This is a genomic window from Paraglaciecola sp. IT1134 (assembly GCF_058068185.1).
On the sequence record NZ_CM176486.1, the window covers coordinates 1,595,815 to 1,620,713 of the forward strand.

Below are 24,899 nucleotides of genomic sequence, written 5' to 3' on the forward strand. Positions count from 1 at the left end.
AAAACCTATAATTCAGTGACTGTTCAGTTAATATCCAGCATTATCTGTAGTACCTTAGTCTAATTACGTTTCTATCATCATTGAGGACATTATGTATTCTAAAATAAGCATATTGTTAGTAGCCCTTTGGATTACTGCTTGTTCCACGTTACCAGAACCTATCCAAATGCCGGATGGTGTCAAACTTATCAGTTATGAAAATGCCGCATCAAGTACCGAAAAAGCCATAGGACAAAAAGTTCGTTGGGGCGGCGTTATTGCCAAAATTGAGAACAAACCAGAAAATACCATGCTTGAACTGGTTTATTACCCTTTGGCCAGCTACGGGCGGCCTATTGCGGGAGATGAAAGCATTGGTCGGTTTCGGGTGTACGTAAACGGTTTTATGGATCCTATGGTTTATCAGAAAGGTCGCACTATGACCTTTACCGGTGACTTTTCGGGACTGGAAGACGGTTTGGTTGGGGAGCATCAGTATGTCTTTCCCACGCTTAAAGCCAGCGGTTATTATTTGTGGAAAGAAATTCAGCGTGTCGATGTTAATATGATCAGTGTCTGGCCTTATGACTATTGGCGTTACGGCGGATATTACAACAGACCCTTCTATAACCGGGTGATATTACGTACCACCCATCACACTCGCAGTAATCCGACCCCGGTTAGACAAACGAGCACAGAGGCGTCGAGCACTAAATAACGGTTGAGACCCAATACGGTGGCCTTCGCGGGGCGCCTTTTAAAGAGCGGCTATAGGCCGCTTTTTTATGGATAAAATATGCAAGAAGTGGACTTTACCCTGAGTAACATTACCCTTGGCGGTTTGGCTTTTGGCGATCCCCATAAGCCATTAATGATCGCCTTGCATGGTTGGTTAGATAATGCGGCGAGTTTTATTCCGTTAGCTGCCTATTTGACTGATTATTACGTGGTGGCATTAGATTTTGCCGGTCATGGGCATTCGACCCATCGTGGCGTAGATTGCCACTATCAATTATTGGATTACGTGCATGATCTTCATGAGCTGGTGGAACAACAGCAATGGCACGACTTTATCTTGCTCGGCCATTCAATGGGCGGCATTATTGCTTCGCTCTACAGCGCCAGTTTTAGTGAAAAGGTAAATAAATACATTACCATCGAATCATTGGGGCCTATTACCCAGGATGCTAAGAGTAGTGCGTTACAACTTAGGGAATCTATCCTCAGCAGGTTGGCTCATCAGAGTAGCAAAGCTCGGCATCCTCCCGACAAACACTCGATTATTCGTGCCAGAGCCATAGCCGGCAAATTTAGTGAGCAGTGCGCCGAATTGCTGGTGTCCCGCAATCTGCAAGACCTTGACGGCAAACTCACGTTTCGCACAGACAGACGTTTGCGTACCTTATCTTCGCTGCGCCTGACTGAGAGTCAGAGCAAGGCATTTCTCATGGCAATTAGCTGCCCGGTTTTGGTGATCATCGCCAAGGATGGTTATGACATGATGAAAAAATGCGTTGAACAGCGCCAGTCTTGGATCAAAGAGCTGACTGTGGAGCAGTGTTTGGGCTCACATCATCCGCATATGGATAATTCGGCTAACGTGGCTAAACATATTCTTAACTTTCTCAATACGCCATATTGATAGAATGTTAAGCACTTGTATCCTTGGACGTTTATCTTTGTGCCCGCTTTAGTTATCATGCGCGGCTGTATGAATTTAGTGTAATAGAAAGCCTATAATTTACTAACGATTGGGGCGATGCCGGGGAGGCAATGTGGAAAAAATCTGGTTAAAACATTATGATCCTAAAGTGCCTGAGACAATCGACCCAGAGCGATATTCTTCATTAGTCGATGTATTCGAACAATCGGTACAGGCCTACGGAGCCCACACCAGTTACATAAATATGGGCCAGAGTATAACCTTCAGTGAGCTTGATAGCTTATCCCGTAACTTTGCTACCTACTTGCAACACTGTGGACTGAAAAAAGGCGATGCCGTTGCCATCATGATGCCAAATTTATTACAATATCCAGTTGCACTCTTTGGCATTTTACGGGCAGGCATGGTGGTGGTGAACGTTAATCCCCTGTATACCCCCCGAGAGCTCAAACATCAGCTGGTGGACTCTCAGGCAAAAGCGATTGTGATAGTCGAAAACTTTGCCGGTACCTTAAGCAAGGTAATAGCCGATACGGCAATTGAGACCGTGTTTATGACAAAGTTGGGTGACATGCTGTCGCCGATCAAAAAACTGTTAACCAATTTTGTGGTCAAATATATCAAAAAGCTCGTGCCGGATTATGACCTTCCAAAGGCTATGTCCTTCATGGATATTCTGCAGCAGGGCCAAAACCTTGTTTACCAGCGGCCTGATCTTAACATCAATGATGTGGCTTTTTTACAATACACGGGTGGAACCACTGGGGTATCCAAAGGTGCCATGCTAACCCATCGCAATATGCTGGCAAATTTGGAACAAGCAGCCAGTATTTTCGAAACGATGATCATTCCAAATAAGGAAATCGTGGTCACGGCGTTACCGCTTTATCATATCTTCGCTTTACAGGCTAATTGCCTGTTGTTTGTAAAATTTGGTTGTGCCAATTTGTTGATCACCAATCCCCGGGACATGTCGGGTTTTGTTGCCGAGTTAGCCAAAACCCCTTTTACTGTATTAACGGGGGTAAACACCTTATTTAATGGACTACTTAATACCCCAAGTTTTGCCGAACTGGATTTTAGCCAGTTGAAGTTTTCTCTGGGAGGCGGCATGGCAGTGCAAAGTTCCGTAGCCCAGCGCTGGGAGAAGTTAACCGGGCAAGTATTATTGGAAGGTTATGGATTAACCGAGTGCAGCCCGATAGTGACAGTCAACCCTCCGCAATTAAAAGCCTATAAGGGCTCTATTGGTTTGCCGGTGCCCTCTACCGAGATAAAATTGGTAGACGATGAGGGTAACGAAGTGGCTGTCGGTGAGCCGGGTGAGATGCTGGTGAAAGGTCCCCAGGTCATGTTGGGTTATCTGAATCGTCCGGAAGCGACACAAGAATTAATTAACGATGGCTGGCTGGCAACGGGGGATATCGCTCGTTGTGATGAAGAAGGTTATTTTTATATAGTAGATCGTAAAAAAGACATGATCCTGGTTTCGGGGTTTAATGTATTCCCTAACGAGATAGAAGAAGTTGCCGCCATGCACGACGACGTCATTGAAGTGGCGGCGGTTGGGGTCCCCGATGAGGCATCAGGTGAAATTGTTAAGTTATTTGTGGTACGCAGAAATGACTCACTAACCGAAAAAGCCTTGATCGAACATTGTCGTCAACACTTAACTGGATACAAAGCTCCGAAAATAGTTGAGTTTAGAGACGAGCTTCCAAAATCGAATGTTGGTAAGATACTACGTAGGGAACTGCGCGACGAATAAGTGCCTTTTGATCATCGCATATTAGTCATAAACGCCGGCTTTCGCTGGCTTTTTATTATTTTGGAAACTAGTGCAATATACTTCAATCACCACCAATGAAGCATTACAGACGTTTTGTGAGCAAGCAACGAAGGTCCAGGCCATAGCGGTAGATACCGAGTTTGTTAGAACTCGTACCCTTTATCCTCAGCTGGGCTTGATCCAGATTTACGATGGGCAGCAAATAGTGCTTATCGACCCGCTGGCTATTAGCGATTTTACGCCGTTAAAATCCTTATTAACCGATCCGCAAGTGGTGAAAATTATGCACTCCTGCTCAGAGGATCTCGAAACCTTCTGGTATGCGTTGCAGGTGATCCCAACACCGGTTTTTGATAGTCAATTTGCCGCCGCGCTAGTGGGTATGGGTCCCTCATTAGGATATGCCAAATTGGTTGAGGTGATGTTAGGAGTACATGTAGACAAGGGAGAATCCCGCACCGATTGGCTGGCCAGGCCGCTTTCCCCCCAGCAGTGCCAATATGCTGCCTACGACGTACTATATCTTTTGCAACTTTACCCTGAATTACATGCCAAAACAGTTAGTCAGAATAAACTGGCGTGGGTCTACACTGAAATTGGCAATTTGGCCCGTAAAAAGCAAAGTCAAATACCCTACGAATTGCTCTATTTGAATATCAAACATAATTGGCATCTAACCGGTAAATCACTTTATGTGTTACAACAACTGGCTGCCTGGCGGACTAAAGAAGCCCAGTTGCGGGATCTGGCTCTTAACTTTGTGGTACGTGAAGCGCACTTGCTGGAGGTGGCTAGACACCTGCCAACGACCAAAGCCGCTTTACAACAAGTTCCTGGTTTAACCCCTCAGGAAATTCGCATTAACGGGCAGGCAATGCTTGACATAGTGCTGAACGCCGAGACGTTACCTGCGGATGCCTACCCGCCTAATGTTGAACGCCTGGTTGACTTTCCTGGTTATAAAAAAACCGTTACTACCGTGCGCGAAGTCTGTGTGAAAGTTGCTCAGGAGTGGGAAATCCCGCTAGAATTGATCGGTTCAAAAAAACAGGTTGAACAATTATTGAAGTGGTGTTGGTTCAGTCTGGATGACACTCGGGCACAACAGCTGCAGCCAGACTTGCTTGACGGTTGGCGAGAACCCCTGTTACGTCAAAAATTGGCCAAAATTGACAGCTTGAAGTTGCCCAGTGATGAAAAATAGCCCCTTACTTTGTGCGATTTATAAAAGTAGCAAAAAACGGGACACGTATTTATATGTGCCAGGGCGTGACGATTTTTCCAAGGTACCAGCTGCACTGTTGAATATGTTTGGTCCGCCGGTATTTATTATGATCATGCCCCTGAAAAAAGACCGGGCATTGGCAACACTGGATATGCAAACCTTGCGTTTACAGCTAACCACTAACGGGTTTTATCTGCAGCTACCGCCGCCAGAGGAAAACCTGTTGGAAACCCATCTTGCCCAGAATCCCAAAGACTAAGTCGGGGCATTAACCCCCAGACGTTATCTTTTGAGAGCATCTGCATCGATAGCGACGAAAAGCGCGTTTAGGTGGTGGTTAAAACAGTTTCAGTTAAAAATGACTTAGGAGTTAATGTGCAGATCAAAATATGGTTAACGGCATTTTTGTGGGCAGGATTAACCACCAGCCTACATTGCCGGGCGGACGAACAAAAGACCCAGGCGGGATTTGAGCAATATATCGTTGATGTCAAACACGAGGCATTGGCAAAAGGTTATAGCCAAGCTTTTCTGGATAAGGCCTTTGCGGGGGCGACGTTTCGGCAACGGGCGGTAAAAGCAGATAAAAATCAGCCGGAAACCAAACTAACCCTGGATACCTATCTGGCCACCAGAGTACCGGATTGGAAAGTCGATCAGGCCCTGGCATTTTATCAACAACATGCAGAGTTGCTCGCCCAGGTGGAGCAAAAGTTCGGGGTACAGGCCAGGTTTATTTTAGCGCTATGGGGCAATGAAAGTAACTTTGGCAAGCTCACGGGTAACTATCCTGTGATTTCATCTTTGACTACCATGGCATATGAAGGACGCCGGGAAGCCATGTTTAGAAAACAATTGTTTGCGGCCTTGGAAATTTTGCAGCAAGGACACATTAGCCAGGACAAATTTTTGGGTTCCTGGGCCGGTGCTATGGGGCAAAGTCAGTTCATGCCGACTTCCTTTTTACATTATGCCTATGATTTCGACGGTGACGATAAAAAGGATATTTGGAGCAATCAAGCCGATGTGTTTGCCTCCATCGCTAACTTTTTGAAGAATGAAGGCTGGGATGATTCCATCACCTGGGGGCGACAGGTCAAGCTGCCTGCTAATTTTGACAGTAGTTTGGCAGGACTGGATAAAAGTAAAAAACAATCCCTGACTGCCTGGCAAAACCTGGGGGTACGCCGTTATGACGGCACGGACTTACCCGTTAACGAGCTTCAGGCCTCGTTGATCATGCCTGACGGGGGAAAAGGTCGGGTATATTTGGTCTATGAAAATTACCATACCTTGATGCGCTGGAACCGATCAACCTATTTTGGCACGGCGGTGGGGTATCTCTCTGATCGCATTAAAAAAGGCGGTTAGATGTATTATCACCAGGACCCGGCAGGACATAAAATTGATTTACCTGTGGGTAAGGTCGTCTGTGTGGGGCGCAATTATTTAGCCCATATCCAGGAACTAAATAACCCGGTGCCAGACGAGGCATTGTTATTTATTAAACCAAGCACTGCCTTGTGCGCCTTGGCTAAGCCGCTGGTTATTCCTCATGACAAGGGCAGTTGCCACAACGAAATCGAACTGGCCTTGCTGATTGGTCAACCCCTGAGCGGCGCCAGCATTAGCCAAGCAAAATCGGCCATTTATGGCGTCGGTCTCGCCCTGGATTTAACCCTGCGAGATGTACAGGAAAAACTTAAAGCCAAGGGACTGCCCTGGGAGAGGGCTAAAGGCTTCGATTATAGCTGTCCGGTGACGGGTTTTGTGCCAATGGCCCAGATTAATCTCGAACAAGATATCCAGTTTAATTTGTCGGTAAACGGGGTCATCCGCCAACAGGGCAACAGTAATAATATGCTGCGTAATATGCCTGCCTTAGTGAAGGAAATATCCGAGTCGTTCACTCTGCTGCCCGGTGATCTAGTGTTAACCGGCACCCCTGAAGGAGTAGGGCCGTTACTTTCAGGTGATCGGTTAGCTGTGGAGCTAATCGGCCACTTTAGCATCCAAACCCATGTACGCTAGTTACTCAAGGGGTAACAAATGATATGCTCAATTCTGGCTTTTTTCCGATAACGTCAATGGTGTCACAAAAGAATGAGTTTCCAGCAAGAGCACTATTTAGATGTGCCCAACAAACTTGTGATATACCAAACCAAAGGGCTGGTAAGTGAGCCCGATCAAATCGAGAACTTGTTTAAAAATGCCATACAGTTAGCCAACGCCCATCATTTTTTCGGAGTTTTGCTGGATTTGCGTGGATCGGGGGTGGATTACGATAGGGTTTTGATGCTGGATATTTTAATCCGTATGCGCGATGAAAATTGGTTTGGTGAATTGCGAATGGCTCGGCTCGTAAACCAAACTGGCAATATTAATCAGTTAATTGCCGATATATGTCAGAAATACAAGTTGCCGATCCGCAATTTTGAGTCCAGAAGTAAAGCCATAACCTGGTTGGTAGACAAACGATGATTGATAAATTTTGGCTTACTACGCCTTTAGAACAAATGAACGACGCCCAATGGGAATCGGTTTGCGACGGCTGTGCCAAATGCTGCTTACACAAGTTCATTGAAGATGAAGACGTGGAAGAGGTCGCCACTACTGCCCACATTGAAGCGGGCGAACAAATACATTATACCAATATCGCCTGTGGTTTGCTCAATACTAAAACCTGCAGCTGCACCCAATACGATCAACGTACAAAGCTGGTGCCAGAATGTGTGAAGTTAACCAAGAAAAATATCGATGACATCTTTTTCATGCCCACCAGTTGCAGTTATCGTCGCTTGCATGAAGGTCGGGGCTTGCCTTCCTGGCATCCCCTACTCAACAAAGGTAAAAAAGCTAAGATGCACAAGGTGGGTATGTCAGTACGGGGTAAAACGGTATTCGATCACGATGTCGACCTGGAGCATTTTGAAGACTATATAGCGATGTGGCCGTTAAAGGATTTGGAGTGAAAAGCTAGCCTCACTGGTGAGCATTGAGGGGAACACACAACAGCATTGGTAATCATTAATGGGGCGCTTATCCTAGGGGTATCTTTAATCCCGAGAAGCTAATGTATGGCTGTGTGATAGTGTTCATCTCCGATTGGGGTCCCTAAAAATGCGATTTTTACACATGCCCAATTGAGCGAAGCAGAATACTGGTTTCGCTGTTTATTACCCCGGGCGTCATACGCACCATACTTAGCACCCGATCAAACTCGGTTAGAGTCGTGGTTTGAATATTGGCAATTAAATCCCATGCACCATTAGTGGTGTGCAAATGGGTTAGCTCTGGTATACCGCGAAGCTTTTGAATAACTTGCGAAGTAGATTTTCCCGCTACTTCGATCATCATGATGGCTCTTATCACATTCTGCTCTACTTCATGGTGGGCCCGAATGGTAAAACCTAAAATAGCCCCTGAACTGAGCAGTCTGTCTAAACGGTTTTGCACCGTTGCCCGTGATACCCCTAAAATTTGCGACAACTTTGCCACAGGTGCACGCCCATCCTTGCGCAAAATAGCAATTAAGCTGATGTCCAGGTCGTCCAGTAACTGAGTTTCTTTCATGTGTATACCCCTGTAACACCTTTCCTCTTATTTGACTTGGCATATTGTAAGTCAAGACTTAACTATTTGCTTAATTTGTTAGCATAAATTGCAGTTTTTTGACATTTAAACTGACGGATTAGGCATTTACCATGGTTGTCCGATGAATTCAAAGGGTTGAAGTTATGCAACTGGTAAAACAACAACAGGTATCTCAAGTGGCATTTTTAAGTGTTCAAGATATGCTCGATTTAGTAACTAAGGTGGGGATAGAGCCTTTTATCAAAGGGTTAGCACAATACATCAAAGATGATTTTAAGCGCTGGGCATGCTTCGACAAGTCACCACGTTTTGCTGCTCATTCTGCCCAGGGTGTGATTGAACTTATGCCTACCAGTGATGGTCAGCGTTTTAGTTTTAAGTGTGTAAATGGTCACCCAAAAAACACCCAAAAGGGGCTACAAACAGTGACTGCCTTTGGTGTATTGGCTAAGGTTGAATCAGGTTACCCGGTTTTATTGTCAGAAATGACCTTGCTGACGGCTCTGCGTACCGGCGCTACCTCAGCATTAATGGCAACCTATTTAGCGCCGGCCCGTCGCCAATGTATGGCGCTGATCGGCAATGGCGCGCAATCTGAGTTTCAGGCGTTTGCCTTTCGTGCCTTGTTAGGCATTAAGAAGATCCGCCTTTTTGATGTAGACGTAAATGCGAGCCAAAAATGCTATGCAAATCTGGTAAAACAGGGTTTCGAAGTCACGATTTGCCTCTCTCCCGAAGCCGCAATTGTAGGGGCAGATATTATTACTACCTGTACTGCGGACAAACGCAACGCAACGATTTTGTCAGACAAAATGATCACGGGTGCAGTGCAAATCAATGCGATTGGGGGCGATTGCCCGGGCAAAACTGAAATTGATAAAAAGTTGTTATTGCGTGGCGAGGTATTTGTCGAATATGAAGAGCAAACCCGGGTTGAAGGGGATATTCAACAATTGCCCGCTGACTTCCCTGTTGTTCAGATGCACAAGGTCATCAATGGGCAGTTACCCGGACGCACGTCAAGTGACCAAGTGACTATTTTTGACGGGGTAGGTTTTGCGATAGAAGATTTCTCGGCTTTGCGTTATGTACACCAACTGATGGCGCAATATATGACAGTCAACGAGCTGGAACTTATCGCCACACCTGATGATCCGCCCAATCTATTTGGCTTGTTTGACAGCCAACCAGCTACCGCTTTGAAGGCTGTTAGTTTATGAAAAAACGTAATCCTCAGGCTCCGGCGGCAGTGATTATGATCCGTCCCCATCATTTTTATGCCAATCCACAAACCCAAGGCGACAATGCATTTCAGTCTCTAGCGACTACAACTGCAACTGAGGCACTAGATTATAAAGCATATGAGCAAGTCACCGCGGCGGCCAAAACCCTGGAAGCTTATGGCATCCGTGTGCATATATTTGAAGATGAGGATTCACAAACACCGGATTCAGTGTTCCCTAATAACTGGTTTTCAACCCACAGCGGCGGACACATCGCAATTTATCCAATGTATGCGGCCAATCGGCGTAAAGAGCGGCGCAGTGACATTATCGATATGCTCAAACATGAATACCGGGTACAGGATGTGGTTGACTATTCAGGGCTTGAGCAGGACCAGCTATATTTAGAAGGGACGGGGGCAATGGTCTTGGACCATATCGAACGGGTTGCCTACGCAGTGCAATCAAATAGAACTAATCCCCTGGCTTTAGAACGCTTCTGTAGTCACTTTAATTATGAGCCAATGTTGTTTGATGCCAAAGACGCCAATGGCGTAGCCGTTTATCACACCAACGTTTTGATGTGTATTGGCACGGACTTTGTGTTGTTGGGCACTGATATGACCACCGATGCTGTTCGTAGGCATGAAATTATTGCACGCTTTGAAGAGTCAGGACGAGAAGTTATATCTCTATCCCCATTACAGATTGCTGAATTTTGCGGCAACGCGTTAGAGCTACAAAGTGATAGCCAACGTTTATTGGCGTTATCCCATAGAGCATTTCAGGCGTTGACGGCCAAACAATGTGCTCAACTAGAAAAGAGCCTAACGTTAGTGCCACTAGACGTGTCAGCCATTGAGACGGCAGGAGGCTCAATTCGCTGTATGTTGGCAGGCGTGCATCTTGCCGCCCGTAAAGTGTAAATTGACCAGCGGCGTCACTAAAATAATGGTTAGGGACGCGCGGCTAATAACGCGCTAAATAGCGCGTTTTATCATGAGCCGACTAGATACTACTACCAACCAAATTACTGAGTAGATGGCAAAAATAACCATCATCCACTGGGGCATGCTCAACTGCAAAAATGACCAGTTTATGTCGCCACAGTCGCCAGTGGCTGCGAACAGGTTAGGCAACCATTCATGCAGGGGCAACCAGGATGGGAAGTTTGGTACGATTTCACAGGTTGCGAAAAAGGAATTGCTAGCACCCTGAATATCCACATGTTCCAAAGCGATTAAGAACCCCCAAATCGCCGAAACGCCCCAACCTACAAAAGCAATCAAACGCGTTAGCATCGTGTTGGTTATCCACACCGGTATGCAAGCGAGCATAATGCCAAACACCGCTGTACGCTGATAAATACACATAATGCAGGGTCGAAGCTCAAGAGCGTATTGAAAATATAGGGCGCAAATCTCTAGGCTCAAGGTTGTAATCAACAAAAGCCCCCAGGGCCAGCGATAGGTAGACAAATTGGACAGGTAATGCAAGGCGTTCATTGTTACTCTCAATATCTAACGATAAAACAATAAAAAGCACCTCTTTTGAGGTGCTTGTTCAAGGGCTGGTAATTAGTGCGCGACAGGAACGGCTGGGGCTACTCCACTGTGATGCCCAATCAACTGCATATCATAAAGCCAAGCGGTCAGATCGGTCAAACCGAAATAGGTGCCCGCTAAACCCACTATAGTCAACACTATAGTGTACGGTATTGCCATATACACCATCGTGCCGTAAGACAGCCTTAAGAGCGGGGCAATTGCAGAGGTTAACAAGAACAAGAAGGCTGCCTGACCATTTGGAGTGGCGACACTTGGCAGGTTGGTACCGGTATTAATGGCAACCGCCAGCAAGTCAAATTGATCTCGGGTTATCGCCCCACTGTTGAGAGCCGCGGTGACTTCGGTGATATAAACCGAGCCGACAAACACGTTATCACTGACCATGGATAACGCCCCGTTGGCTAAGTAAAACATTACCAGTTGGGTGCGACCTTCAAAGGTCAATACCCAATCGATCACCGGGGTAAACAAGCCTTGATCGATGATCACCGCTACTATGCCAAAAAACACACATAGTAGCGCAGTGAAAGGTAGGGCTTCTTCAAACGCCTTACCCAAGGAGTGCTCTTCGATTACGCCGTTTAACGACGTGGTTAACACAATAATCGATAACCCGATTAAACCCACAGCAGCAAAGTGACCGGCCAAGCCTACCACCAACCATACGGCAATTAAGCCCTGGACCCACAATTTGGCTTTATCTTGGGGAGTATGGGCGTCGTTTTGATGTTTGCTAAAGGCGGTTAAGATGTCGCGTACTACCTCAGGCAGTTTGGCCCCGTAACTAAATAAGCTAAACCTTTCTAATACATAGGTTGTCATGAGTCCGAAGAAAAATACCGGAATAGTCACCGGTGCCATACGGGTAAAAAATTCAACAAAACTCCAGCCAGCTTTATCGGCAATGATTAAGTTTTGCGGCTCGCCGACCATGGTCATTACACCACCTAGCGCGGTACCCACAGCGGCATGCATCATCAAATTACGTAAAAAGGCGCGGAAGTCTTCCAGATCTTGACGTTTAAGTGAATCGACGTTGTCATCGCTGCTATGGTCGTGATCGGCCAAATAGTCTTTACCCGATGCCACCTTGTGGTATATGGAATAAAACCCCATACCCACGGCGATGATCACCGCCACCACAGTCAGGGCATCCAGAAACGCGGATAAAAACGCAGATGCGGCGGCAAAGGCAATCGACAACATTGCCTTGTTTTTCAGTTTCAGCAACAACTTAGTAAACAACAGCAGCAGCAAATCTTTCATAAAGTAAATGCCGGCAACCATAAATACCAGTAGCAGCACGACCTCGATATTGACCACAATTTCGTGTTGCATGTGTCCAGGCGTGGTCATGCCGATGAATAAGGCTTCAATTAATAACAAGCCCCCTGGTTGCAGCGGATAACATTTAAGGGCCATAGCCAAGGTGAAAATAAACTCTAATACCAATGCCCAGCCCGCTAAATACGGGTCTAATAGAAACAACAGGGGATTGATTATTAGGAAAGCGACTATGGCTTTTTTATACCAACCAGGGGCATGGCCCAAAAAGTTCGTATAGAGTGCTTGAGTGATGGATTGTTGCATAGATTAAAACCTTTAAAATTTTCTAGCTTTTATAACTACTTTGTAAGTTTTGTGACTCAAAAATGCAAGGAAAATCGCATGCTTAATAACATTTAACTGACAAAATGGAGGCGGGTAGCATACAACGTCTATATTACGATTTGCATAATACTTAACATCTTGTTAAAGATTCGTTGTTCCCAGCAAAAATCATCTGGTACAATCAGTTGCAAGTCGAATGACAACTTATAACCTAGCGAGTGAATGAATGATTTATAAGGCACAGAGTCCTGCAGGATTTGCCGAAGAATACATAGTCGAATCCATCTGGAGTGGTCGCTTTCCTCCGGGAACAATTCTTCCTGCTGAACGTGAGCTTTCGGAATTAATTGGGGTAACACGCACGACCTTGCGAGAAGTCTTGCAACGTTTGGCCCGGGACGGGTGGCTGACTATTCAGCACGGCAAGCCGACCAAGGTAAATAATTTCTGGGAAACCTCTGGTCTGAATATTCTAGAAACGCTGGCGCGCCTGGACGAAGAAGGCATACCAGAGTTGGTTGACCATCTCCTGGCGGCTCGAACTAACCTCAGTGCGGTATTTATTCGCGGTGCGATCCGTAATAATGCACAAAAAGCCGTAGAAATACTTGAAGGATACGTACATATCCCAGAAGACGGTACGGCATTTGCGGCACAAGACTATCAATTAAACCATGACCTGGCATTTGCTTCGGGCAATCCGGTTTATGTGTTGATGATGAACGGCTTCAGAGGCCTATATTCGCGGATCGGTGGGTATTATTTTTCAAAAGCGAAGTCCCGTAGCCTGACGCAGGGCTATTATCAAAAGCTGCTAGAGCTGGCCAAGATCGGTGATTATGAACAGGTACCTTTAGTGATCCGTCGATATGGCATCGAAAGCGGTAAAATCTGGCAAGAGCTAAGAGACGACATGCCCAAAGGCCTGGTGGACTAGCTAGGAGTCTTAACTGCATAAAAAATAGTGGCCAGCACAGTATTGGTCACTAATCTTCCTACTTGGAAAATATATTTCTCAATCTACTTTGATGTATTTCATTGTCGTACATCATCAGTCTCGCAACCTTTCTTCAGTTATGTGCTGTTATTGCCCGTGGATAAGCGGTTTATAAGGGCGTTGGCAAATTATTGCCCTCGATGGGGCCATACGGCGTAATTGCCTTTGCGCCACAGCACCAAGCTAAACAAAGCTCGCTCAGCTTGGTTACTCGATGATTAAACACTAAAACATCATTAGGTACATATATGTCTTTTAAATTCGGTCTTAATCATCTAAGGCACTAAAATAAAACTACTACATCCAGGACTGTTGACTCGATTCCACTTTGTATAAGCATTTATTAAGCAGTTGGTAGGCAGAGTCCTCATCAATAAGCGGCATGGTAATACTGCCTGAGGCGAGGATAAGTTTGACGCTGGCAAGCCGCCGTCTTTTCATTAGCAGGCTTTGTTTGAACTGAGTTTGCTGTATTTTGTAAGCGGGAAAACAGTAGTAATCGACGCCAACGAATCCCTTTCTCAGATAAACATAGCCTTGATCATGGGCATAAGCCCAGCGCTTCCAACGCAGCACAATCAATGCAGACAAACATACCAGGGCCAGCGATAACCAGAGTGCCAAACTGGCATTGTTATTTTGCAGGGCAAACGCGCTGCTAATAAGCCATGCTGGTAGCAAATAATATCCTATATAGCGCAACATAAAATGTTTACTAATGGGCACAAACTCGATCTTATCGAGCTGGTTGTCAGGGTAAGCATCGCGGATAAGTTGCTCAGATTGCTCGGTATTTATCGAGGGGACTACGATTTTACCGTTTTGGGTGGATGGGTCTGGGTGGCTGAGATTGTCGTTGCTTTGTTCGAATTTAAGGTTGATACGTTTAAGTAACATATCCAGCCAGTCTTGCTGACGTACGATCATTTGCAGACGACTTAAACGCATGTTCACTTCGTGCTTGGTAAACAAACCGCTGCGACGAATGTAACGATCATCCAGCTTACTTAAGGTATAACCGTAGAAGGTAATAATCGAGCCAATCACCGACAAGCTGACCAGCACCAGCATAACCAGCAAGCCCAACGACAGTGTGTACAGCCCGATTTTCCAAAGTGAGAGGCTCTCAAGGCTAAATAAGCCTTTGAAATCAAGGCCTATACTGGCAAACCATGATCCTGTTTGATTTGCCATATTGTCGAAAAAGGGCGCCAGAGCGCCAAGAAAAATCCAAATACGGTTACTGCTTATGCCATGTACCACTAAATCTGCCAGGCTTCTCCGATTGAGAATACGCTCTTCAGGTTGCTCTGGCTCAGTAATTTCTGCTCCCTCAATCTGCGGGGTTAGCTCCTTCGCCTGACTCAATATTTGTTGCTTTAATTGCTCGGCAAATGCAAGTGGTAGGGCCACCACTTTAGCTTCTTGGGCTGCCGAGCCTGCGGTATCAAGCTGTAAACAGGCGAAACCTGTCAGGCGATAGTAAACGGGCTGTTCGATTTTGACATTTTGAATGCGGTTAAAGGGCAGATTTAGATGTTTCTTTTTAAAGATCCCTGACCGTATTTCTATGTTATTTTCCGTCACTCGGTAGCGATAAACTCGAAAGTTTAACACCGCGAACAGCCCGAGTAGGCCAAGCAAGGCCGCTATAATAGGTAGCCAAAACTGGGGGTTTTCACTGATGCGCGAATAGCCGATGACGATGGCGGGAAGTAAATACACAATATTACCGATCATCGATTCAATGGTACTGATCGCAAAATAGACAATGGCAATGGGTGGCAAACACTGCCACTGTTGATCATTCGCTGCGGCTGGTTGTGGCGAGGCTATACCCATGTTACCTCTGGATCCGTTGTTGTGAGATCATTTGGATATATAATCTTACCCATACAAGGCCACATCTTTGTGTCGCAAAATAAAGTGCCGTAATTTTTGTGCTGTATCTACCGCAAGGCCTGGGATTTCAAAGGTATGGGTCGCACCGCCTGCACTAAATACCTGCAAAGAAGCTAAACCGACACAGCGTTCAATCGGTCCACGTTTAAGCTCAATATGTTGTATGCGGGTAATGGGTTGGCTGATAATTTTGCGAAAAAAAAGCCCCGATGAGTAATTCAAATCCAATTCCCGCAGGGAATACGTTTTACGCACATCAGCGAGGCTGGAATACACTGCATTCAGTAAACCAATCACAGCTGAGCCCCAGATGATAAAGGGTAGGGTAGAGTCCAGGTTCTCAGGTAGTTTGATCCATGGTTGAAAATATACAGCGCACGCCAGCAACACCAGGATTAACGTACTCATCAGGTTAACCAGGCGGTTTACTGGCGCATATTTTTCAGATAGGGCTTGCGGTGATATATCTTGAATATCAGGCAGTTGTTGCGCTGTGATAGCTTCGTTGGAAAAAGGTGTATCTGCCATGCTTGACCCTAAGAGGTTGACGTTTGATTCGTTGCATAAATTCGCACATAGATGACAGGTATGTACCCCCTTCATCCTTGAAACTGCCTGTTTGTTGGCTGTACTCACTCGCCCCAATCACTTTGCCTCCGCCATGCAATGCCAATGATTTTGGCTATAGTGTCGTTCAAATATAATGCAATTGTAAATATGTTAGATCCCATTCCTAGGGTGGTGAGTAAGCGCTCACAGCTAAACTTGCTTTAAAAAAAAAAGGCGATACACCACCACGGCTTACTTGTCTTCAGTCATCTATCGACATATCTAGCATAGAAGCAGAAACCGCTCCAAACGGGATTGTCCAACAACAGGATCAAGTAGCGGAAAAAGCTCGCGACCTATTCTCGTTTATTAAACATCTCTAGCAAATTCATCTAACAGCCACTGACGGAAAATTTTCACTTTTGGACTGCTTTCACGATGAACTGAGGTCAACATATAGTACGTCAATCCTTCTAGTGTTCCACCCTTAGGATGTTTTTCCAACCATCCTTGCCCCAAGGCCGTTTTAACCAATAACTCACTAACAAGAGCGACCCCTTGGCCAGCTAAAGCCGCTTGGATAACATGATGCTCTTGGTCATATGACCGAATACGTAATGTTTCAATATTAGTATTTTTATTCTGAAAATATTGTTTCCATGTTATTGGCCGCAAACCAGAATTTTTCCATACAGCTTCAAGCAAAGTTGCCTCCTCAATATTCGAGTAAGTTTGCAAATATTGTTTAGTCGCAAACATACCAAAGCACTCAGTTACGAGTTTTGTCGAGTGCTCGATATTTCTATCAAATTGCCCATATCGGATCGCTACATCTATTCGTCTGTCTTTTAATAGATCGTCAAGTCCTTCGCTTGTCTTAATTACCACCTTAATTCCACTGTTGTGCTGGTGAAAACTTTCAAGATTAGGCACTAAGCACTGCGCAGCAAAAGATGCCGTTGTGCTTACCGTGAGAACGGATTGTTGATTTGATATTTCTTGAATAACATCAGAAATTTGTTGCAACGAGTTATTTGCTACTCGGGCAAGTAGCTCTCCCTCAGTAGTTAAGCTGATCGCGCGCGTTTTTCTTTCAAAAAGCAGCGTTCCTAGTTTTTTCTCCAAAGCTCGTATTTGGTGCGAAACAGCTGTTGCAGTAACATTTAGTTCCAGAGCTGCGGCTTTAAAGCTTGAAAGCCTGGCTGCCGAATCAAACACTCGAATACTGTTTAATTGCGGTAATTGAGAATACATCACAACTCCCATAGATGAATTTATCTCATTCATGGGAGAGTAACTATCGTTTGTCACTAAGTCAATTTCAACCCAGTATCACTGCGATTGTAATCAAATGAACTGAAGACTAAGGAAATTTTATGGCAACAATACTTCACCTAGATACAAGTGCACGCACCTTGTGTCAATCGAAAAGAAGTCATCAATCTATATCCAGAGGGCTTGCCTATGACTTTAGAAAGTTATGGGAAAAGAAAATGAGCAATACAAAAATTATCTATAGGGATCTCGGTGCAAATCCCCCCGATTTTATTAATCAAGCATGGATCACGGCGGTATTTACGCAAGATGCACAACGAACTCCAGAGCAAAATGCTTTGCTTGCTCTATCCGATGAATTAATCGATGAAGTGGTTAGTGCTGATATTATTTTACTGTCAACACCGATGTATAACTATGGTATGCCTGCTGTACTAAAAGCCTGGTTCGATCAAGTCATAAGAGTGAATAAAACATTCACCTTCGATTTGAGTCGAGGTGACTTTCCATTGGAACCTATCCCATCAGGAAAAACGATGATACTTATTACATCCTCTGGTGAATTTGGCTTTCAGGCTGGGGGGATCAGGGAAAAAATGAATCATTTAGGTCCCCATATTGAAGTGGTCAGTCAATATCTAGGTATCGAAAAGTTTTATGAAATTCGCTCTGAATACCAAGAGTTTGGTGATCAACGGCATCAAGAATCACGTAATAATGCGTATGCCGAAATTGTAGATCTGGTTGAAAGGCTCAGTAGAAAGGATGCCTAACGCTTATTATAGAAAATGCCGCTTTTGCTTTTCTCAAATTGAATAATTTCATTTTTGTCTGGATTGGTCAGTAGTGTAAAATAAACAGCAGTAATCAGGCTTTATCGAGCCCCAGACGCTTACTATTGAAAACCATGTGATAATTTTTTTCCAGATATAAATTAAAGGCTAAACAGTTTCATAAAAGAAAAAAGGAACCGTACTAAAAGGTTGTCTGTCGCTCCATGCAGTGACTAATAATTCATGTAACCCTTCCTCTAGAATAAAGGCTCACTTATTGACGAGGGCTGTGATCCACAGCCATTGCCTTATGCTGGTCTTTATCATTGAAATCACCGGTTGTTAGGATAAATCTGCATCCAATTCGCCTTAGGGCTCGTTTGGTATACTATCTATCTAAATAAATTTCCCTTAAAACAAGAGCAATAAATTATGGAACATGAACAGCATCTAGCGTTACTTGGTGCCACCGCTCAAGGCGATAAACAGGCGTTTTCCCAGCTTTACCAGGCCACTAGTAAACAGCTGTATGCGGTCAGTCTAAAAATGTTAACCCGCAAAGAATTAGCCGAAGAAGCCTTACAAGAAGCCTATGTGCGTATTTGGCATAACGCATCGGAATATCGAGTGGGTAAGGGCACAGTATTAACCTGGATGGTAAGCATAGTGCGATATCGGGCGTTGGATATGTTGCGCTATCACAAAATTCGAAAAGAAGATGAATTAGCTGATAAGGATACCTTCGATCTTGAGCCAACGGATCAAACAAGTGAAGCAGAGCAATTGTTGTTGGACAAATGCTTAAAAGAGTTGGATCTCCAGCAGCGCCAGGCGATTCATTTGGCCTACTTCAATGGCTTGTCCCATCAGGAGGTTGTCAAACACCTAAATATTCCGTTGGGCACAATTAAAAGCTGGATAAGACGTGGTCTTATGAGCTTGCAGAGGTGTTTAAGCGCATGAATTATCAATCTGAAAGCCTCAAAAATGCCTTGGCTGCTCAGTACGTACTAGGTACTTTACGTGGTCCAGCCCGCCAGCGTTTTCAAAAATTGATGATGCAATATCCGCTGATCAGTGACGCAACCCAAACCTGGGAGCAATACTTAAATGGCTTAGGACAAAAAATTCCACCCGTGACGCCAGACGCGGTTGTGTGGCAGCGCATTGAACAGCAGCTGGGTTTTGTGGCTGAGCCAGCTAAAGATAACGTGGTGAGGATTACCAGCGCCAAGCCCAGGATGTGGCAAGGCCTTGCAGGTTTGGCCTCAGCGGCCGCCGTGGTACTGGCGGTATTGTTATTCAGCCTTGAACCCACTCCCACTCCTGCTCCTGATGTTCAACAACTCGCCCTGGTCAACAATGAACAAACCGAGTTGTTATGGGCGATAGCAATTGGTCCAGACAATATTGAGGTACAAGCGACTAAACAGCTAGTGGCCAAGGCCGACGCTGATTATGAATTATGGATAGTGGCGGCAGATGGTCGGGCACCCATATCTTTAGGGTTGTTACCCAAAAGCGGCAAGCTGGCTTTGAACAAACCTCAACTGTTTGATCAAATTGAGATTGCCGCCCTAGCGGTGAGTTTAGAGCCCCTTGGCGGTTCGCCCAGCGGCTCGCCAACCACAGTGTTATATACCTCTGAACTGGTTATTCTTTAGTTAATTTAGCCAAGCTAAAAGCATAACGTTAAAAAGCGAAACAAAAGTTTCGCTTTTTTTTCACATTTGTTGCATCCAATCTTTGCTCTCATGCGTTTAACTAGATGAACTTTCAAAAAGCAAAAAAGGAAACGTCATGCAAAAATGTAAATTAACGATGATTGCCTCGGCAATAATCAGTGTCACTTTGTCTCAAGCTGCTTCAGCGTCAAGCCATCGTGAAGCACCCAACGTTACGCGTATGCCAACAGTAGATTCAACGGATTTTTACGCATTCAACAGTTATGAAGAAGGCCGTGGCGATTATGTCACCCTGATCGCCAATTATATTCCTCTACAGGATGCCTACGGCGGCCCCAACTATTTTGCCATGGATCCCGCTGCTACTTATGCTATCCACATAGACAGTGATGGTGATGCAATTGAAGATATCACCTTTGCTTTTAATTTCAGTCAGATGTTAGGTAACGAAAATGCTGGTGTGGCCCTCATGGTGGGCCCAGAAGGCGCACAGAAATCTGTGGGTGTGCCGCTTAAAAATGTCGGTGGTATTAGTGCGGCGGATCAAAGTGCAGCGAATTTCAGTGAAAGCTACAGCGTAAAAATGATCTCCGGCCCCATGCGTACCGGCACCAGTGTCGATGTCACCAATAGCACTTCTGGCGGTACCACCTTTGGCAAACCACTGGATTATATCGGTAACAAAACCTTTACCAGCGCCGAGCAATATGCCGAATATGCTAATAGCTTTGTTTACTCAGCAGCGATCCCCGGTTGTGAAACCCCGGCAAAAGTATTTGTGGGCCAGCGTAAAGACGCATTCACCGTTAATCTGGGTAAAGTATTCGACTTAGTTAACTTTGTACCAGTGGAAGGGGACAGCGCACCAGGAGCAGCTGATGCCGGTGGTTTCCCCGGTGGTATTACCCAATCTGCAGACAACGATGACTTGGCGGATAAAAATGTCACCAGTATTGCCATCGAGGTGCCCAAGAGTTGTTTAACTGGCGGCGGTAATGGTGTTATTGGCAGCTGGACCACCGCAAGTTTGCCCCAAGCCCGTATATTGAACCCCAATGCTAGCTTCGATAACACCGAAGTGAACGGCGGCGCGTTAACCCAGGTTTCTCGTTTAGGTGCCCCTCTGGTCAACGAGCTGGTAATAGGCTTGGCGGACAAAGATAAGTTTTCTAGTTCACATCCTAGCGATGACGGTCAATTTGCCGATTATGTTACGCACCCAACCTTGCCCGAGTTGCTAAACATATTGTTTAAAGATGCGGTCAATACCACCTTAAGTACCGATATCGCAACCTTGGCACCGACTAATTTTCCGCGAGCGGATTTAGTGGCGGCCTTTTTAACCGGTTTTCCTGACGTCAATCAGCAGTCGACTGTTACCGCTTCTGAAATGTTGCGCCTAAATACAGGTATTGCCGCCGTTGCTGCTGACATGCAGTCAGCATTTGGTGTGGCTGGCGATGATTTAGCGGGTTTCCCCAACGGTCGCCGACCAGGTGATGACGTGGTGGATATCGCGTTACGTGTAGTAATGGGACGTTTGTGTTATCCAGTCCCGGTAAACGGAACGGATACTGATCTGGGTTTATGTACACCAGAGCAGGCAAGTGTGGGTAATGTGCCCTTCACCGATGGTGCACCTAGTGATGCAAGCATGATGGATACTAGTTTCCCATACTTAGCTATGCCCCTTCCGGGTTCTGAATAAGGAGCAAGATGATGCAAATTAGCAATCGAAATATATCTGCACATAAAAATGCATGCCGTCAGCTTAAGGTGTTAGCTTTAGGTCTTGGTGCAACTATGGTGCTCTCAGGCTGTAATTTATTTGATAACGATGATGAGAAAAACGATGAGAAAAACGTTGCACCCACGACGGTAACAGTGGATTTGACGACTCAAACAGAGACTCCGATCACCGATATGTTAAGTGCCACTGACGAAAATGGTGACAGTCTGACCTTTAGCCTAGATCAACAGGCGATGTTGGGTGTGGTCGCGGTTGACGACAATGGGGAGTTCACCTACCAGCCTAATGCCGAGGTAACAGGTAGCGACAGCTTTACCTATATGGTGACTGACGGGTTCAATCCTGCTGTTGCTGGCATGGTTAACATTACTATAGAAGCGCTGGAAGTGTCTTTTGCCAGTTATAGTCGTGCGGCCTTTAGCCAGCAACCTGGTGATGAGCCGTTGGCCGTAAACGGTCGAGTCTTCACTCAGGATGTCGAGGATCCTGCAGCATACGACGACTTGATTCCACAGTAGAACCGAGTTTGACTGCGCCAGGGAAGGCGCCCTTTTAGGGAGGAAAAATATGCGGACATTAGGTTTTATCAGCACCATGATGTTGTACGGATTGAGTTCTATGTCAGTCTCGCTTAAGGCACAAAGTTATGTCCCCCAGTCGGATCAAAGCATCGTCGCCAGCTGGACAGTTCCCAAAGACGCACAACAGCCCAAAATTTTTATTGCGCAATTATTAAACGATGCCAGTTTGCCCGGTCTGGCCAGTCGTTATTATGGACGTGCCAGCGCTTTACTCAAACCCTTGTTAGCCACTGATCCTGATGATCTGCAACTGAAATATTATCAGGCCACAGTGCTCCAGTATTACCACCAATTTAGCCAAGCTCAACAAATCCTAAATGAAATAGTACAACGCCAACCCAATAATACTTCAGCCTGGTTAATGAAGGCCAACATCCATTTAGTTCAGGGCGAACTGGTCGCCGCCAAGCGTGCCTGTTTGCAGTTGCTAGGGCAAGGTAGTTTAGTTATCAGTGCCACCTGTGCGCTTGAAGTAAGTGCTGAGCAAGGGCAGGTTGAAGATAGTTATGAGCAATTACAAGCTGTAGTCAAGATGGCCGGACAAATGCCGGTCGACCAGACGTTATGGGTAAAACAAATTTTAGCTGACCTGGCCCAGCGTCAACAACTCCCGCAACAGGCTTTAGATCATCTAGCCGGTTATCCATTAGCACAAGCACCGGTGAGTTTTCTGGCGCTATGGGCAGATATTCAGTTAGATGAACAGCAGGGGCAAGTTGTGTTAGATACGCTCGGACCGATAGTACAACGCAGTGATAGTTTTGATGATGCGTTATTGTTGCGCCTGGCACTGGCGGAACAGGCAGCAAGTTCACCGACCCGTGTCTGGAAAACCCGACTCGCCCAACGCATTGAAATACGCCTGCAGCGCAATGATACTGCCCATGCGGCAGATATTGCTCGGTATTACTTGGACATTGAACCTGCACCTGAGCAAGCATTGTATTGGGCAAAAATAAATTGGCAGCAGGCCAAATTGGGCCCGGATGAGCGCTTGCTCCGCAGAGCAATGAACGTACAATACGCTCCTGCAAAAACAGCCACTGATCCTAACAAGACTTAATGTTAGCAGTTAAATAAGAGAAAAATTATGCATTTGTGGTTAAGGGCATGGGCTGTGGCATTGTTATGTGTATTGAGCAATACCGTTGCCGCTCACCAATTGAGCACCAGTTACATTATTGCTCAAATGGACGATACGGGCCGCATCAGCGGTGAATGGCAATTAGGTTTGGCTGATTTAGAATTAGCCGTGGGCCTGGATGTGGACACAAACGGTCAGTTAACCTGGGGAGAAGTAAAAAGCCGCCAGCCAGACATAGCCACTTATCTGGCTGAAAACTTGATCATAAGCCGTGGTGGCCTACCTTGTAATCTACATTTTTCGGCCATGGATCGTCTTCAGGATCATGCCAATGAAGCCTTTGCGGTTACCGATTTTTCAGCCCAATGTGCCCTTGATGGCGCCTTATTGTTAACCTATAGCGCTATATTTTCTTTGGATAGTAGTCACGAGGTGGTGCTGAATATCGGTGATGGTCAAACTAGCCATAGTTTTGTATTAGATGCCGATACCCGCCAGATAAACCTGGATTTACGCAAAGGCAGTTGGTTTACCACCTTCAAGCAATTTGTGTATCAGGGCGTTATTCATATTTGGATAGGCATCGATCATATTCTGTTTCTGTTGGCTTTACTGTTGCCGGCGGTATTGCTGCGTAAAGATCAAAAATGGCAAGCCATCTCCAGTATCAAAACGATCTTAACCAATACGGTCTGGATCATTAGCGCGTTTACCCTGGCGCATTCTATTACGCTAACGGCAACCGCCATGGGCTGGGTTAATCCCAGTAGCCGCTGGGTGGAGTTGGGGATCGCGCTTTCCGTATTATTTGCCGCATTGAATAATCTCTGGCCTTTGGTATTGCGTTTGGGCTGGTTAACCTTTGCCTTTGGTTTGTTACACGGCATGGGGTTTGCTGGCGTATTAGGTGAGTTGGGATTGCCCGCAGACCAGCAGTTATTAAGTATTTTAGCCTTTAACCTTGGGGTTGAAATCGGCCAACTGGGCATATTGGCCATTTTGTTACCGCTGCTGATCTTTATGCGTAATACCCGTTTGTATAGTCGAGGAGTGATGCCCCTGGGTTCGTTGTTAATCGCGCTGATGGCGGTGCAATGGAGTATCGAACGTTGGTAACTTAAGTCTAGCTGTAAGCGATAATAGTCGAATGACTAATCCCAAGGCGGTTATATAGCCAGCAAACATGCAGTTTGACCGATCAAGGACTGGTTGACTAAACTTCTGCTGCAAAATAAGCGAGTATTTCTGCCTCTGTCATTTCTACAGTTTGGTTGGAAAAACAATAATAATTTGGTCGTTTGTCACTAAAGTACTGCATATTCATCTGCAAGTTTTCTAGCTCAGAAAATAACCCCACTGGCATATTGTAGTGGCCAGTTTTTTTCAGGCGATAGAATAAATGCGTACCACAGTTGGTGCAAAAACCCCGGGAGGCCCAAGGTGAAGAATCATATTCTTTAACCTTTTCAGGGTCTTCAAAAGTTACCTTGGTGCCACATTGCATGGCAAAAAACGGTCCGCCTCCCCACGTTCTGCACATATCACAATGGCAAACAGTGAATTGGGGATTAAGCTCCCCAACCCGTATTTTTACACTACCACATAGGCAGCTAGCTACCTTTTCGTCTGTTTGCGACATCGCTGTTGCTCT

26 protein-coding genes are annotated in these 24,899 nt (G+C 45.6%); 19 read left to right on the forward strand and 7 right to left on the reverse strand.

Going from position 1 to position 24,899, the window contains the following annotated elements:
* Window positions 1–91 precede the first annotated feature (91 nt).
* From AC3RV5_RS06915 to AC3RV5_RS06955, 9 genes are all read left to right on the forward strand, one after another.
* The gene (locus AC3RV5_RS06915; RefSeq protein WP_489731219.1) at window positions 92–697 is read left to right on the forward strand and encodes a Slp family lipoprotein; all 606 of its coding nucleotides are present in this window, start codon (window positions 92–94) and stop codon (window positions 695–697) included.
* Between the two features lie 78 nt (window positions 698–775).
* Window positions 776–1,621 (forward strand): alpha/beta fold hydrolase, encoded by an 846-nt coding sequence (locus AC3RV5_RS06920; protein WP_489731220.1) that lies wholly within the window; start codon window positions 776–778, stop codon window positions 1,619–1,621.
* Window positions 1,622–1,754: 133 nt separating this feature from the next.
* The gene (gene fadD, locus AC3RV5_RS06925) at window positions 1,755–3,410 is read left to right on the forward strand and encodes a long-chain-fatty-acid--CoA ligase FadD (RefSeq protein ID WP_489731221.1); all 1,656 of its coding nucleotides are present in this window, start codon (window positions 1,755–1,757) and stop codon (window positions 3,408–3,410) included.
* A 70-nt stretch (window positions 3,411–3,480) separates the two neighbouring features.
* Window positions 3,481–4,635, forward strand: a complete 1,155-nt coding sequence (gene rnd, locus AC3RV5_RS06930; protein WP_489731222.1) for a ribonuclease D — start codon at window positions 3,481–3,483, stop codon at window positions 4,633–4,635.
* Window positions 4,625–4,915: a YcgL domain-containing protein gene (locus tag AC3RV5_RS06935; protein ID WP_489731223.1), complete on the forward strand. Its 291-nt coding sequence runs from the start codon at window positions 4,625–4,627 to the stop codon at window positions 4,913–4,915. Before rnd ends, AC3RV5_RS06935 begins: the two co-directional genes overlap by 11 nt.
* Window positions 4,916–5,061: 146 nt before the next feature.
* The gene (locus tag AC3RV5_RS06940; protein ID WP_489732108.1) at window positions 5,062–6,027 is read left to right on the forward strand and encodes a lytic murein transglycosylase; all 966 of its coding nucleotides are present in this window, start codon (window positions 5,062–5,064) and stop codon (window positions 6,025–6,027) included.
* Entirely contained in the window at window positions 6,028–6,687 is a 660-nt protein-coding gene (locus AC3RV5_RS06945; RefSeq protein WP_489731224.1) for a fumarylacetoacetate hydrolase family protein, read from the forward strand. It abuts the gene before it with no gap.
* Between the two features lie 72 nt (window positions 6,688–6,759).
* Window positions 6,760–7,137, forward strand: coding sequence for a hypothetical protein (locus AC3RV5_RS06950; protein ID WP_489731225.1), 378 nt, complete (start codon window positions 6,760–6,762; stop codon window positions 7,135–7,137).
* On the forward strand, window positions 7,134–7,628 hold the full coding sequence (locus AC3RV5_RS06955) for a YcgN family cysteine cluster protein (protein WP_489731226.1): 495 nt from the start codon (window positions 7,134–7,136) through the stop codon (window positions 7,626–7,628). The genes AC3RV5_RS06950 and AC3RV5_RS06955 overlap by 4 nt, the downstream gene beginning before the upstream one ends.
* Before the next feature lie 157 nt (window positions 7,629–7,785).
* On the opposite strand, the gene AC3RV5_RS06960 is transcribed toward AC3RV5_RS06955, so the two are convergent.
* Window positions 7,786–8,229 carry an Lrp/AsnC family transcriptional regulator gene (locus tag AC3RV5_RS06960; RefSeq protein WP_489731227.1) on the reverse strand — a complete coding sequence of 148 codons (444 nt, stop codon included), beginning with the start codon at window positions 8,227–8,229 and terminating at the stop codon, window positions 7,786–7,788.
* A gap of 164 nt (window positions 8,230–8,393) precedes the next feature.
* On the opposite strand from AC3RV5_RS06960, the gene ocd reads away from it, so the two are divergent.
* Window positions 8,394–9,470, forward strand: a complete 1,077-nt coding sequence (gene ocd / locus AC3RV5_RS06965; protein ID WP_489731228.1) for an ornithine cyclodeaminase — start codon at window positions 8,394–8,396, stop codon at window positions 9,468–9,470.
* Window positions 9,467–10,399, forward strand: a complete 933-nt coding sequence (ctlX, locus tag AC3RV5_RS06970; protein ID WP_489731229.1) for a citrulline utilization hydrolase CtlX — start codon at window positions 9,467–9,469, stop codon at window positions 10,397–10,399. The genes ocd and ctlX overlap by 4 nt, the downstream gene beginning before the upstream one ends.
* A 54-nt stretch (window positions 10,400–10,453) precedes the next feature.
* Here ctlX and dsbB read toward each other — a convergent pair whose 3' ends face one another.
* Window positions 10,454–10,969 (reverse strand): disulfide bond formation protein DsbB, encoded by a 516-nt coding sequence (gene dsbB / locus AC3RV5_RS06975; RefSeq protein ID WP_489732109.1) that lies wholly within the window; start codon window positions 10,967–10,969, stop codon window positions 10,454–10,456.
* A gap of 81 nt (window positions 10,970–11,050) precedes the next feature.
* Window positions 11,051–12,631 carry a sodium/proton antiporter NhaB gene (gene nhaB / locus AC3RV5_RS06980; protein WP_489731230.1) on the reverse strand — a complete coding sequence of 527 codons (1,581 nt, stop codon included), beginning with the start codon at window positions 12,629–12,631 and terminating at the stop codon, window positions 11,051–11,053.
* 247 nt (window positions 12,632–12,878) lie between these two features.
* On the opposite strand from nhaB, the gene fadR reads away from it, so the two are divergent.
* On the forward strand, window positions 12,879–13,589 hold the full coding sequence (gene fadR / locus AC3RV5_RS06985) for a fatty acid metabolism transcriptional regulator FadR (RefSeq protein WP_489731231.1): 711 nt from the start codon (window positions 12,879–12,881) through the stop codon (window positions 13,587–13,589).
* Between the two features lie 357 nt (window positions 13,590–13,946).
* Here fadR and AC3RV5_RS06990 read toward each other — a convergent pair whose 3' ends face one another.
* The 3 genes from AC3RV5_RS06990 to AC3RV5_RS07000 form a co-directional block, all read right to left on the reverse strand.
* Window positions 13,947–15,491 (reverse strand): PH domain-containing protein, encoded by a 1,545-nt coding sequence (locus tag AC3RV5_RS06990; protein ID WP_489731232.1) that lies wholly within the window; start codon window positions 15,489–15,491, stop codon window positions 13,947–13,949.
* Between the two features lie 45 nt (window positions 15,492–15,536).
* Entirely contained in the window at window positions 15,537–16,079 is a 543-nt protein-coding gene (locus AC3RV5_RS06995) for a PH domain-containing protein (RefSeq protein ID WP_489731233.1), read from the reverse strand.
* Window positions 16,080–16,469: 390 nt separating this feature from the next.
* Window positions 16,470–17,387: a LysR substrate-binding domain-containing protein gene (locus AC3RV5_RS07000; RefSeq protein ID WP_489731234.1), complete on the reverse strand. Its 918-nt coding sequence runs from the start codon at window positions 17,385–17,387 to the stop codon at window positions 16,470–16,472.
* 89 nt (window positions 17,388–17,476) lie between these two features.
* On the opposite strand from AC3RV5_RS07000, the gene AC3RV5_RS07005 reads away from it, so the two are divergent.
* The 7 genes from AC3RV5_RS07005 (at window position 17,477) to AC3RV5_RS07035 (ending at window position 24,364) form a co-directional block, all read left to right on the forward strand.
* Window positions 17,477–18,148 (forward strand): FMN-dependent NADH-azoreductase, encoded by a 672-nt coding sequence (locus AC3RV5_RS07005; RefSeq protein WP_489731235.1) that lies wholly within the window; start codon window positions 17,477–17,479, stop codon window positions 18,146–18,148.
* A gap of 432 nt (window positions 18,149–18,580) precedes the next feature.
* Window positions 18,581–19,111, forward strand: coding sequence for a sigma-70 family RNA polymerase sigma factor (locus AC3RV5_RS07010; protein ID WP_489731236.1), 531 nt, complete (start codon window positions 18,581–18,583; stop codon window positions 19,109–19,111).
* The gene (locus AC3RV5_RS07015; protein ID WP_489731237.1) at window positions 19,108–19,812 is read left to right on the forward strand and encodes an anti-sigma factor; all 705 of its coding nucleotides are present in this window, start codon (window positions 19,108–19,110) and stop codon (window positions 19,810–19,812) included. Before AC3RV5_RS07010 ends, AC3RV5_RS07015 begins: the two co-directional genes overlap by 4 nt.
* A gap of 157 nt (window positions 19,813–19,969) precedes the next feature.
* The gene (locus AC3RV5_RS07020; protein ID WP_489732110.1) at window positions 19,970–21,541 is read left to right on the forward strand and encodes a DUF4331 domain-containing protein; all 1,572 of its coding nucleotides are present in this window, start codon (window positions 19,970–19,972) and stop codon (window positions 21,539–21,541) included.
* 11 nt (window positions 21,542–21,552) lie between these two features.
* On the forward strand, window positions 21,553–22,101 hold the full coding sequence (locus AC3RV5_RS07025) for an Ig-like domain-containing protein (protein WP_489732111.1): 549 nt from the start codon (window positions 21,553–21,555) through the stop codon (window positions 22,099–22,101).
* A gap of 49 nt (window positions 22,102–22,150) precedes the next feature.
* Complete coding sequence (locus tag AC3RV5_RS07030; RefSeq protein WP_489731238.1) at window positions 22,151–23,227, forward strand: tetratricopeptide repeat protein; 1,077 nt, start codon at window positions 22,151–22,153, stop codon at window positions 23,225–23,227.
* Between the two features lie 27 nt (window positions 23,228–23,254).
* Window positions 23,255–24,364, forward strand: coding sequence for a HupE/UreJ family protein (locus AC3RV5_RS07035; protein WP_489731239.1), 1,110 nt, complete (start codon window positions 23,255–23,257; stop codon window positions 24,362–24,364).
* Between the two features lie 97 nt (window positions 24,365–24,461).
* Here AC3RV5_RS07035 and AC3RV5_RS07040 read toward each other — a convergent pair whose 3' ends face one another.
* Window positions 24,462–24,887 (reverse strand): GFA family protein, encoded by a 426-nt coding sequence (locus AC3RV5_RS07040; protein WP_489731240.1) that lies wholly within the window; start codon window positions 24,885–24,887, stop codon window positions 24,462–24,464.
* Between the last annotated feature and the right edge of the window lie 12 nt (window positions 24,888–24,899).

What these genes read in the sequence shown, in the direction of transcription:
- AC3RV5_RS06915 (WP_489731219.1), top strand. Translation starts at nt 92, where the DNA reads ATGTATTCTAAAATAAGCATATTGTTAGTAGCCCTTTGGATTACTGCT.
- AC3RV5_RS06920 (WP_489731220.1), top strand. Translation starts at nt 776, where the DNA reads ATGCAAGAAGTGGACTTTACCCTGAGTAACATTACCCTTGGCGGTTTG.
- AC3RV5_RS06935 (WP_489731223.1), top strand. Translation starts at nt 4,625, where the DNA reads ATGAAAAATAGCCCCTTACTTTGTGCGATTTATAAAAGTAGCAAAAAA.
- AC3RV5_RS06945 (WP_489731224.1), top strand. Translation starts at nt 6,028, where the DNA reads ATGTATTATCACCAGGACCCGGCAGGACATAAAATTGATTTACCTGTG.
- AC3RV5_RS06950 (WP_489731225.1), top strand. Translation starts at nt 6,760, where the DNA reads ATGAGTTTCCAGCAAGAGCACTATTTAGATGTGCCCAACAAACTTGTG.
- AC3RV5_RS06955 (WP_489731226.1), top strand. Translation starts at nt 7,134, where the DNA reads ATGATTGATAAATTTTGGCTTACTACGCCTTTAGAACAAATGAACGAC.
- AC3RV5_RS06960 (WP_489731227.1), bottom strand. Translation starts at nt 8,229, where the DNA reads ATGAAAGAAACTCAGTTACTGGACGACCTGGACATCAGCTTAATTGCT.
- ocd (WP_489731228.1), top strand. Translation starts at nt 8,394, where the DNA reads ATGCAACTGGTAAAACAACAACAGGTATCTCAAGTGGCATTTTTAAGT.
- ctlX (WP_489731229.1), top strand. Translation starts at nt 9,467, where the DNA reads ATGAAAAAACGTAATCCTCAGGCTCCGGCGGCAGTGATTATGATCCGT.
- nhaB (WP_489731230.1), bottom strand. Translation starts at nt 12,631, where the DNA reads ATGCAACAATCCATCACTCAAGCACTCTATACGAACTTTTTGGGCCAT.
- fadR (WP_489731231.1), top strand. Translation starts at nt 12,879, where the DNA reads ATGATTTATAAGGCACAGAGTCCTGCAGGATTTGCCGAAGAATACATA.
- AC3RV5_RS06990 (WP_489731232.1), bottom strand. Translation starts at nt 15,491, where the DNA reads ATGGGTATAGCCTCGCCACAACCAGCCGCAGCGAATGATCAACAGTGG.
- AC3RV5_RS06995 (WP_489731233.1), bottom strand. Translation starts at nt 16,079, where the DNA reads ATGGCAGATACACCTTTTTCCAACGAAGCTATCACAGCGCAACAACTG.
- AC3RV5_RS07000 (WP_489731234.1), bottom strand. Translation starts at nt 17,387, where the DNA reads ATGAATGAGATAAATTCATCTATGGGAGTTGTGATGTATTCTCAATTA.
- AC3RV5_RS07005 (WP_489731235.1), top strand. Translation starts at nt 17,477, where the DNA reads ATGGCAACAATACTTCACCTAGATACAAGTGCACGCACCTTGTGTCAA.
- AC3RV5_RS07010 (WP_489731236.1), top strand. Translation starts at nt 18,581, where the DNA reads ATGGAACATGAACAGCATCTAGCGTTACTTGGTGCCACCGCTCAAGGC.
- AC3RV5_RS07015 (WP_489731237.1), top strand. Translation starts at nt 19,108, where the DNA reads ATGAATTATCAATCTGAAAGCCTCAAAAATGCCTTGGCTGCTCAGTAC.
- AC3RV5_RS07020 (WP_489732110.1), top strand. Translation starts at nt 19,970, where the DNA reads ATGATTGCCTCGGCAATAATCAGTGTCACTTTGTCTCAAGCTGCTTCA.
- AC3RV5_RS07025 (WP_489732111.1), top strand. Translation starts at nt 21,553, where the DNA reads ATGCAAATTAGCAATCGAAATATATCTGCACATAAAAATGCATGCCGT.
- AC3RV5_RS07030 (WP_489731238.1), top strand. Translation starts at nt 22,151, where the DNA reads ATGCGGACATTAGGTTTTATCAGCACCATGATGTTGTACGGATTGAGT.
- AC3RV5_RS07035 (WP_489731239.1), top strand. Translation starts at nt 23,255, where the DNA reads ATGCATTTGTGGTTAAGGGCATGGGCTGTGGCATTGTTATGTGTATTG.
- AC3RV5_RS07040 (WP_489731240.1), bottom strand. Translation starts at nt 24,887, where the DNA reads ATGTCGCAAACAGACGAAAAGGTAGCTAGCTGCCTATGTGGTAGTGTA.